The organism is Methanolobus profundi, assembly GCF_900114835.1.
GTDB classification, from domain to species: Archaea; Halobacteriota; Methanosarcinia; order Methanosarcinales; family Methanosarcinaceae; genus Methanolobus; species Methanolobus profundi.
In genome coordinates, this window is record NZ_FOUJ01000010.1 from 1 (window position 1) to 12,543 (window position 12,543).

A 12,543-nucleotide genomic window follows, 5' to 3' on the forward strand; every position below is an offset into this window, starting at 1 on the left:
CTGGAAATAGAACTGGAAAAGAACTCCGTAATAGATGAGAACAAAGTGCTGGCATATTTAGATAAATCAACGATCGAAGGCGCCACATATAGTGCCGGAATGACCGGTAATAACTACAAAGTAAGTGACTTGGTTTTATTAAAACAAAAAGGAACTGTAGAAATAAGTAATGCTCCACATTTGAACGTCTCTATTATAACAGGATACTCATCTTATAAGACACAGCTTACTAATTTTAGCCAGAGACTTAACTCAAATTCAACCTATAATATTACGACTACATACTATGTTACTGATGAATTACCTGAGAATATTGATCTCAACAATACAGATATAATCTATATTGCAATGGTTACACAGACAGCTCCTGAATTAGAAGATCCGGTCCAGTTTGCTATAGACAACGGAGCACTTGTGATCGGTAAGAACACATACTTGCCTGAAAGTGATTATGCAATTCCATCACGCTTTGATAATGACGCAGATGACTTTAAAGACCACCTCGGATCATATTGGTCAGGTACTGTTGTAGAAGAAGAAAACCTTGATAACCTCGTATTTTACCTTGCAAAGGAATATTATGGGCGTGATGACCTCACAGTCGAAGAACCGGTTGAAGTTGAAACTGCCATCTATCATCCCGCAATAGAAGATAAACTTCCTGAATACATGATGATTGATGCTGAAGAATACTTTAGTTGGTATTCCAATAGGACAGATGGTCATGCATTTGACGAGAATATGCCGACAGTAGGCATAACTTTTTACTCATCATATTATCTGATAAATATCGATCCTATTGACAAACTCATAGAAAGTTTTGAGGACAAAGGAGTCAATGTGATAGCCTGCTTCGGTGATACGGATGTTCCAATTGATCAATACCTTAACCACAGTGAAGCAACAAAGGTAGACGTTGTAGTTTCATTCCATTATCGTGGAAGTTACTTCGACCTTGAAGAGCTTGACGTACCTGTAATGAATGCTGTTCTGAATACGGCCATGAATATTTCGGAATGGGAGAACTCAAATACCCCGTTACCAGCTGGCAACATGAACAGGATCTATCGACCTGAAGGTGAAGGAGTTATTGATCCGATCATGATCGGTGCTGAAGAGACGATACAGTTTGGAGATGGTACTACAGAAGCATATATTGCCGTGGATGAGCAGATAGACTGGCTTACAGATCGTGCAATTGCACAGGCGGATCTTGGTCTGGAAAATGAAGCTGACAAGAAGGTTGTCATTATCTACTACAACCATGGTGGTGGAAAGGACAACATCGGTGCATCATATCTTGAGGTCATGCCCAGTATCGTGAACCTTCTTGAAGGGATGGAAACTGAAGGATATGACATCAACAGCAACCTGATCCCAAACAAGACAGAACTTGTAGACCTTATCGTCCATCAGGGAAGAAATGTAGGAACGTGGGCTCCGGGAGAACTTGAGACAATGGTGGAAACAGGAGAAGTGGAACTCATTCCTGAAAGTACCTACCTTTCATGGTTCAACGAGCTCCCAGAAGAGAGAAGGGACGAGGTCATAGAGATGTGGGGTGAGGCACCTGGCGAGATCATGGTCTACACAGATGACAATGAGGACAGGTTCATCGTCATCCCGAAGATAAGCATCAGTGACAATGTGATCCTTGCACCACAGCCAACAAGAGGATGGTTGCAGGATGATGAAGTGCTTTATCACGATACGGAACTGCCACCGCACCACCAGTACATTGCATTCTACCTCTGGTTACAGCATGAGTTCGATGCCGATGTCATGGTCAACATGGGAAGACACGGAACTGTAGAATGGCTTCCTGGAAAGGAATTCGGTCTTCTGGCAGAGGAGTGGCCTGCAATTATGACAGGGGACATACCCGTGATCTATCCTTACGTAATGGATGGATTGGGGGAAGGAATACAGGCAAAACGCAGAGGTAACGCAGTGATCATCGACCATTTGATACCTCCTGTAGTATCTGCTGGCCTATATGGTGATTACGCGACACTTAGCAGTGAGATCACCTCATACAGGACATCAGTTGCAGAAGATGAATACAAGCAGGTACATTTCTATGAGATAGTCAACCTCACGATTGAACTTGGACTTGATGACAAGGTAAACATGAGCCTGGCAGAAAGTAATGAAACAATTGATACTTTCCTTGAGGAAGTAGATGAAGTACTTACAGATCTTAAGAGTCTTTCCATGCCGTATGGGCTGCATATACTTGGAGAAGCTCCAGAAGGAGAAGAGCTTGTAGGAATGGTCAACTCTATGATGGGAGATGACTTCTCAGAAATGATCGAAATGTACAATACATCTTATAATGCATCAACTGACCTGCTAACTCTTGTATTACTTGAGGATATACCCTCAACAGAAGCCCAGATACAGATACTGGGAACTTCAACTACAGAGATCGATGAAGAACTGAACACGTCCATAAATCACGCAGAATTGCTGGGAGAAGCTGACAATGAAGTACAACAGGTACTCAATGCAATGGACGGAGAATACATAGAAGGTAACCTTGGTGGTGACCCTGTGCAGAAACCGGAAACATTGCCTTCAGGAAGGAACTTCTACTCCTTTGATGAAGACCTTATACCTTCAAAAGCAGCATGGGACAATGCCGTAGAACTCATTGATGCGTGGCTTGCAGAATACTATGCTGAGAACGGAGAATATCCAACAAAGGTGGGATACATTCTCTGGGCAGGTGAAACAACACGCCATGAAGGCATCATGGAATCACAAATACTCTATCTGATGGGCATAGAGCCTGTATGGGATGACGGAGAAGTTGCAGGACTGGTTGCATTGAATTCCTCCGAACTTGGAAGACCACGTGTTGATGTGCTTATACAGATCTCAGGTCTTTACAGGGACACGTTCCCCGGAAAGGTCGAACTTCTAGATAAGGCAGTAAGACTTGCTTATGAACAGGAAGAGACAGCAGATTGTCCTAACTATGTAAAACAGAATACTGATGCTCTTAAACTCATTTACAATGGGTCAATAGAAAATGAGAGCCTGTCACTTGATATTGCACAGTTCAGAATATTCGGACCTGCACCTGGTGCCTATGGAACCGGAATGTCAAATGCAGTTTCAACTAATAATAATAGTACTGAACTTGCAGAACTTTACATCAATAAGATGTGTTACATCTACGGACAGAATATCTGGGGACAGACCATCGGGGAATACATCAAGCTCCAGACAGGAGAGGATATTGAAATAGAGAATACTGTTGTCTTTGAGAATGCATTGAATGGGACAGATGTGATCGTCCACAGTAGAAGTTCCAGTACATATGGTGCTACAAATACTGATGACTTCTACCAGTATGTATCAGGTTTGGCCAATGCCATAAAAGAGCTAACTGGAGAAATGCCCGATATCCTCATTGCGAACCTTGAAAATCCAGACGACCTTACGATGGAGGACATCGAGACATATCTTGAAAATGAACTGTATACAGTATTCAGTGATATGAACATTGAAGGCTGGATGAACCATGGATATGAAGGCGCCAGAATGATGATGGAATTTGTTGAGAATCTCTGGGGAATAGAGGTGTTGACACCTGATCTTGTCACAGATGACATGTGGGACAATGTCTATGATACATTTGTAGCAGATAGCGAAGTATCCGAATGGATGAAAGATGCAAATCCTTATGCATATGGATCAATAACCGGAAGGCTGATCGATGTCATCCGTACTGATCACTGGAACCCATCAGATGAGGTCCTCGAGAATCTTGTGAACGAATATCTGGATACTGTGATAGAACACGGAGTCACATGCTGCCATCACACATGTGGTAATCCTCTTCTTGATGAGTTCATTCAGAGTCTTATTGACTCCGAAAGGATAGAGGTCTCAAAGGACAAAATGGACGATTATAATGAGATCATGGCTGAAGTAAGAGGTGCTGGATCGACTGATGATACCTCCACGCAGGATGTGAAAACTACAAGCGTCAGTAGCAGTTCCAGTAAAACCGGAACCGAACTGAACGTTGTCGAGAACAATGGAGGCAACCAGACCACCTATAGCAACACAGGAGCCGGAGATCTGCTGGAAGAAGAAGCATCAATGCGGTCACCTGTTGAGGATAGTTATGTTGAAGGATATGAGATGACAAAGGAAACTGTTTCTACCAACACAGTAAGCAACAGTCCATCAATATCAGGATCAGATATCCTCGCATCCGTATTTGTACTGGCTTTACTGGGGGCAATATATGTAGGATTCTGGAAGAGAAGACAGTTCTGAAGAATAATAGGCACCTTTTTGGTGCCTTTTCAATTTATGCTACCATTAGAATAGGATAGGAAAAAATAATATTCAGACACCCCCTTACGCCGCCAAGCAAGTAGAGGGAGTGTCACGACACGTTATCGGGGGATAACATGCAAATAAAAATTAGGTCAATATTAGTATTAAGCATATTGTTGTTGGTATCACTAACAAGTGTTGCTGCAGCGGATGAAGAGAAGATAAACATAACTTACATTGCGTATAAACCAAGTGAAGCACTTGAAACCGCAAGCCAGACAAATCCATACAGTGATGTCATTGATCTCACTTACATTAACTATTACGATTCTTCTAAAGACCCACGTGTAAGCGATGATGTAATAGAAGCTGCAGAAAATGGATTTTTTGAAACCCAGGATGTTATATTTTGTACTATGGTCTCCGGTGATGCCTATACACTTATCAATGATTCGCTGAAGTCTGCGCATGACTCAGGTACCTCACTGTTGAGCATCAAGACAAAACTTCCAACAGTACCTACTTACTTTGATTACAGGGCATATTACGAAGATGCAAATGATATTGATGCAAATGATACAATAGCTGTTTATTTCAATAGACTTGATACTTCAGGTAAGGGACTTGAGAATGCGGAGAACCTTCTGATCTATCTTGCAACGGAATATGGTGGACATCCTACATTAACTGCTAACTGGGGTTCATCAAACAAGAACTATGAGGAATTCCTGTTCATCCTTGGCACGGACTTCAATAAAGATAGACTTATTACCGCTGCTTCAACAGAAGAGATCGACCTGGAGCTCAATACAACTATACTTTCCACTGATGAAGTTCCAGCTAATTTCAACTTCTCGCAATATGGTGTCATTTTTATTGGATCACAGCCGGAGGAGCTTGTGAACACCACATGGAGAAGCAGCATTAATACTGCAAGAGCTGCTGGTGCATATGTGATAGGTTACAACCTTTCTGAGAACATCACTCTGACAAATGTTGACCTGTATTCAGATGACTACACAGAAATTGAAAGATACTGGATACAGGGTGGTGAAACGAACATGGAGAACATGCTCAAGGTCATGGGACAGAAATTTGCTGATCTGTGGACCAGTGAGATCTATGCTCCAGAGATACTCCAGCCAAAGATGAATGTGACATACATACTCAATCAGGATACCAGTGTCTATTACCTTAACCTCGTACTGGATGAAAAGGATGTTATCACAGACCGTTTCAATATCACTGTTATGAACGGTGAGGAAGCCATAAACAACACAGATATGGACCTTACGAATGAAGATGTAATAATTCTTTATATGATCGGATCCAACCAGCTTCCTTTGATCAAGGATGAACTTCTTGAAGCACAGGCCAGTGGAGCCCAGATCGGTACTTTTGGAATGCTGTCCGATGTATATGGTATCGCTACCTTTGACATGGAAAGCGATGAAAATTCCATACTTACTGATTATCTCTATAATAGCGGATACAGTAATATGGAGAACTGGATCCGCAGGGTTGGAGCTACATTTGGTAATGTCTATATACAATATGCAGAGCCTGCAGAACCAGATATCCCCACAGATGGCATCTATCATCCTGATGCATTCCCAAGGATATTCACAGACAGCACAGAATATCTCGAATGGTATGCAGATCATGGATATAATGCATCAGCACCCACCATCGGGATAATTGGTGGTAAGTTCAGTCAGACCGAACTTGCATTCAACTCAGAGAATGCGATCATCAGAGAGCTTGAATCACAAGGTTGCAATGTGATCTACACCACATATACAGTGTGTACTGATGATGTAGACTACTTCATCAAAGATGGAGAAGTACTGGTTGATAGCATCATTTCAGTAAAAGGATTCTATCTGAACTATGGCGATCAGGAAGAAGGTGTGGAGTTCCTGCAGGAAGTGTACAATGTTCCGGTCTTGAAAGCAGTGCAGGATTATTATCAGACACCTGAGGACTATATTAACAGCACCAATGGACTAAGTGTTAGCTGTATACCATGGCAAGTGACACAAGCTGAAATTGATGGTCTTACTGATTACATCTGGATCGCTGGAAGAGTTCAGAACCAGACAACAGAACAATACTATTATGAACCACTTGATTATCAGGTAGAGTGGCTCTGTAACAGGGCAATTGCATGGGCAGAGCTCGGAAGGACTGATAATACTGACAAGAAGATCAGTATCCTTTACTACAACCATGAAGGTGGTAAGAACAATATTGGTGCAAGCTACCTTGACATTGGTTCAAGTTTCACATTGCTTATGGATTCAATGCAGAATGCGGGATATGACCTTGGCAACAACTCCATTCCTAATGGCAGTGAGTTCATTGACCTGTTCATCGAGAGCAGGAATGTAGGAACATGGGCACCAGGTGAACTGGAGAAGGTTGTTGAAAGTGGTTATGTGACGATGTATCCAGTTGAGGAATACCTTGAATGGTACAACACTCTGCCTGAAAGCGTACGTGATGAAGTGGAAGGAACATGGGGAACTGCACCCGGTGAGGTCATGACCTATGAGAATGAGAGTGGACAGTATTTCGTGATACCAACAATACAGCTTGGTAACATCAACTTCATACCTCAACCAACCAGAGCAGGCCTTTCAGATGAATCACTGATCTACCACAATGAATCAATACCTCCGACACACCAGTACCTTGCAACATACTTCTGGATCAATAATGAATACGATGCAGATGCTCTGATCCATTTCGGTACACACGGTACTCAGGAATGGTTGCCTGGAAAAGAAGTGGGACTCTGGAGATATGACTACCCATCGATAATGGTTGCCGAAACACCGGTAATTTACCCATACATCATGGATAATGTTGGAGAAGGAACTCAGGCAAAACGCCGTGGAAATGCTGTAATAATCTCTCACCTTACACCTCCGATAGTTGAAGCCGGACTTTACGGCAATCTTGCTACCATGCATGACAAGATCCATAACTATGAGGATGCAAAAGATGATGAAAATGTAATTATGATGGCACTCTATCGCAACAGCACCATACAGATATATGATGAACTCAGCCTCGGGGAAGAACTTGATGTTTCAACTGAAGAATTATCTGCAATGACAGATGATGATTTTGAATACTTCCTTGACAGTATTCTGCATAATTATCTTCATGAGATACAGGATGAACTAATACCATACGGTCTGCATGTGTTTGGTGTGGCTCCTGAAGACTTTAAGCTTGTGTCAATGGTCAAGTCAATGCTGGGTGATGACTTCAAAGACCACATCTACGATGTTCTTTCACAGAGTGGCGGATCACAGACAATACTGGAAGGTAAGGCAAGTACTGATGCTACTTTGCTCTTGAATTCAACGTTGCTGTATGGAGCTAATGCCACAGATGCCCAGATAGAGATCCTTGGAGTTACAAATGAGACGATCACATCAGACCTGGAACTGGCAATCGAGTATGCTGATGACCTAGAAGAGACCACCAGAGAGATCGACCAGACCCTGAAGGCATTGAACGCTGAATATATCGAACCTGGCACAGGTAATGATCCGATACGTAATCCTGATGCATTACCAACAGGAACAAACTTCTACAGCTTCGATCAGAGGACGATACCCGATGAGGAAACAGAAGCTGCAGGTCGTGCAATTGTCAATACCTGGCTGGATTCATATTATGATGAGAATGGAGAATATCCGAACAAGGTAGCTTTCATCCTCTGGTCTGTAGAGACCATGCGTCATGAAGGACTCATGGAAGCACAGATCTATGAGCTGCTTGGTGTCGAACCTGTCAGAAGTTCAGGCAGACTTACAGGAGAATATAACATAATCCCTGTTGAAGAACTGGGACATCCAAGGGTCGATGTGCTGATGATACCTTCAGGACTCTACCGTGACACATTCCCATTCCAGCTTGAACTACTGGATAATGCAGTCCGTGCAGTTGCTAATCTGAATGAGACCAATGAGACGAACTATGTCAGGATGAACTCTCTGATAATAGAAGATACAATGCTGGAAAGCGGGTACAATGAAACCGTTGCACACTATATCTCAAGGTCAAGGATATTCAGTGAAGCTCCAGGCACTTATGGTACTGGCGTGACATCGGCAGTTGAAGCCAGTGATAGCTGGGAGAACACATCTGAGATCGCAGACCTCTTTATTGCCAGAATGTCAAACATCTATGGTGCAGATGTCTGGGGAGACAATTACGAAGATGTTTTCAAAATGAATCTTATTAACGTAGATGCTGCCATCCATAGTGATTCATCGAACCTTTACGGTATTGCGGATAATGATGACTACTACCAATATCTGGGTGGACTAGGACTTGCTGTGAGAACCTTGACAGGTACAGCTCCATCATTGTTTGTAGCTGACTTCACAAGTGTTGGCAGTGAGGAGATCATTACACTTAGTGAAGCTTTCAACAAAGAGTTGAATGCCAGATACCTCAATGAATTGTGGCAAGAAGGAATGATGGAGTATGGTTATGCAGGTGCCAGAGAGATCTCAAAGATGATCGAATACATGAAAGGATGGGAATATACAACACCAGACCTTGTATCGGATTCAGACTGGAATAAATTGTATGATGCATACATAAACAATGAAAAGATGAGTGATTTCCTGAAAGAAAATCCGGAAATATACCAATCCATTGTAGCTGACTTTGTTGAGCTTGACCTGAAAGATTCATTGGACCTGACCGATGAGCAAAGGTCCAACCTTATCAACGAATACATTGACTCAGTAATTGAATCCGGATCCCCGGCATGCTGCCACCATACATGTGGTAACCTTGCAAACCAGGAGTATATGCTTGCTCTGGCAGAACTGTATATGGAACCGGATAAGGTCGATCAATACAAAGATATAATGGCTAAGTCTACAGATCTGGACATCTATACATCAAGCGAGGATGAGGATCATGTTCAGGTCACTCCAGACCCGGAACTATCCATATCTGAAAGGCACTCAGGAAACTCCATTACCAGATCAATGGCAGCATCCTCTACATCTAACCAGACAGCAACAACAAAGACTGGAATGGGAGAAAATGTCAATATGAACCCTGAAGATGTTGCCAAGTCTACTTCAGACAGCTATGTCGAGGGTTATGAGATGATGAAGGACACACCTTCTGAAGAGACATTGTCAAGTTCCTATGCGGTTTCAGGATCAGACATAATTGCTTCGGTATTGGTGATCGCATTACTTGGAGCTATCTATGTAGGATTCTGGAAAAGAAGACAGTTCTGAAATATAATGGCACTTTCTGAAGTGCCATTTCTTTTTATTTCGTACCAATTGGTCCAATATTTATATTTCTAACGAATATATATTATTTTTTAGATAGTCGTTTGTTTTTATATACCAGTTTGAATGAATATATTTAGCAAATAGATATTTCTAATTTTAAAAGTGGTACGAAAAAGGTTGGGACATGAATCTAAAAACAGTCATATTCATATCGATCATCATTATTCTACTTTCACCTATGACGGTTTATGCTAGCGATAGCAACACTATATATTTGAAAGCAGGTAATATTGACACAGACAAAATAGCAAGTCAGAACACATCCGAGCAGAATGTAATGGAAACATCCTCAACGTCTGAAACACTGGATAATTCAGAGAAATACTATATAGTACAATTCGATGGACCGGTCACCGAAGAATGGAAGGACACAGTTGAAAATATGGGGGCTGAATTCTTTGACTATGTCCCAGATAATGCTTTTGTACTCAGGATGAACGGAACTGAAAAAACATTTGTCGGATCGCTCGAATTCGTTCACTGGAGTGGAGAATTCCTTCCGGAATATAAGTACACAGATGAGGTAGTAACAACCTCTGCTTTTGAAATAGCATCGGGGTCAGAAGATATTCTGGATATTATCGTACTGATATTTGATGAAGAAGGATCTGATAAGGTCACAACAGACATTATTGGAATAGGAGGAACTATTATTGGACGATCGGAGAGAATGTTCAGAGTCCAGATCCTAGCTACTAAAATAGATGAAATTGTTTCGATCGATGAGGTCTGCTGGGTAGAGAACTACAAACAGCTCACCACATCCAATGACGTTGCATCTGATATAGTCAATGTCAATACAGTACACAATACATCAGGACTGAATGGTAGCGGACAAATTATAGCTATTTGCGATACAGGCCTGGATACAGGAAACAAAGATACAGTACATCTGGATATCAGAGGTCGGATCGATAGCATTATTGATCTTGGATATGGAGCACAGGATACAAATGGCCATGGTACCCATGTTACAGGTTCAGCACTTGGTAACGGAGCAATGTCCGATGGACAGTATGCAGGTATGGCGCCTGAGGCATCATTGGTATTCCAGGCAGCGGGACCATACCTTGAAGGAATACCAACCAACATCGACCAGATTTTCCAGCAAGCCTACGATGAAGGAGCAAGGATACACTCCAATAGCTGGGGTGCAGACACCGACGGAGCATATGACTATTATTCATACCGTTTAGATCAGTTCTCATGGAACAATCCTGATATGCTGATCTTAATGGCAGCAGGTAATGAAGGAGAAGACATTGATCCTGCAGACGGTGTCGTTGATAAGGATTCAATCAACACACCTGCAACTGCAAAGAACTGCATTGCAGTTGGTTCCTCTGAAAATTATAGACCAGATATGACATATATGTATGGTGGAACTATCTTCAGTGAACTTCCAATTTTCGGAGACTATAAAGCAGATAACATAAGCGGGATGGCTGCCACCAGTAGCAGAGGACCTACAGATGACGGAAGGTTCAAACCAGATATAGTTGCACCAGGTACACTGATATACTCTACTAAATCCAGCTATACATCAGGAACATCCAGTTACCTGTACATGAGCGGAACAAGTATGGCAACTCCAATAGTTGCAGGTTCTGCAGCTATCATAAGAGAATACTACACTGATATTGAAAATGTTGCAGACCCAAGTGCTGCATTGTTAAAAGCAACCCTTCTCAACGGTGCCTATGATATGACACCTGGACAATATGGAGAAGGGACCACACAGGAAATATCCGGAAGACCGGATAATTCACAGGGTTGGGGACGTGTTGATGTTGAGAATTCTATACTAGTAACATACCCCGAAGTGATAGCTTATTATGATGACATTTCCCTTGAGACCGATGAATCATGGAGTCACCCCTATAACTATCTGGAAAGTGATCAACCTGCAAGAGCCACTCTCGTGTGGACCGATCATCCATCTTTACCTTACGAAAATAAGACACTTATCAATGATCTTGACCTGACTATCATAGGTCCTTCTGCAACATATTATGGAAACAATGGACCTGACCATATAAATAATGTGGAAGGTGTTGAGATCGACAGCACAGTAGAAGGAGATTATACAGTAACGATCGACGGCTATAGTATTAATTACGGACCACAGCCCTTCGCACTCGTATTCTCATTCACCTGTGACAATAATGAATTCCCTGCGAACGGTTCATCTGCAAGCACCAGTATGACCATTGTATCAACCGATGTTGTACACCCAGGAGGAGTGGATGAAAGCTCCATAGAGATGACGGTAGATGGAGCTTCGGTCACGTTTACATCTACAGACATAGATGATGGGTATGAGATAGAATACCAAACACCTGGTGCCTACCAAGCTGGTGTGCATCATGCATCTGTAACCGCTTCAACTATTACTGGCCAGCAATTTACCTATGGATGGGAATTCAATGTCGGTCCCGAAATTACAAGTTTTGGACTAACAAGCCCCGTAGCAAACACCGTAATAGACAACCTAGCAAGAACTATAGAACTAAGTGTGCCTTATGGAACTGACACCTCTTACCTAGAACCAGCCATCACACACAATGCAAAATCAGTAGCACCAGCGAGTGGAGAAGCACAGGACTTCACAAACCCAGTGACATACACAGTTACTGCAGAAGACGGATCAACAGAACAATATACAGTAACGGTAGATATCGAACCGAATACTGAAAAGGAAATAACAAGTTTCAAGTTCACAAGTCCTGCTGTAACGGGAACGATCGATCAGACAGCTAAGACCATTGAAATAACAGTACCATATGGAACAGATGTAACAACACTAACCCCAACGATCAGCCATACAGGACAAACGATAGCACCATTGAGCGGAGCGGTGCAGGACTTCACAAACCCAGTGACATACACAGTTACTGCAGAAGAC

The 12,543-nt window shown here is 42.3% G+C and carries 3 protein-coding genes; all 3 read left to right on the forward strand.

Annotated elements, in window-relative coordinates; genetic code table 11:
- Positions 1 to 4,293: cobaltochelatase subunit CobN (gene cobN / locus BM008_RS14435; protein WP_143072377.1), on the forward strand; the 4,293-nt coding region annotated here is incomplete at its 5' end.
- 137 nt (positions 4,294 to 4,430) lie between these two features.
- Positions 4,431 to 9,578, forward strand: coding sequence for a cobaltochelatase subunit CobN (locus tag BM008_RS14440; RefSeq protein WP_091938282.1), 5,148 nt, complete (start codon positions 4,431 to 4,433; stop codon positions 9,576 to 9,578).
- A gap of 184 nt (positions 9,579 to 9,762) precedes the next feature.
- Positions 9,763 to 12,543 (forward strand): S8 family serine peptidase (locus BM008_RS14445; protein WP_091938283.1); only part of this gene is annotated, 2,781 nt, incomplete at its 3' end.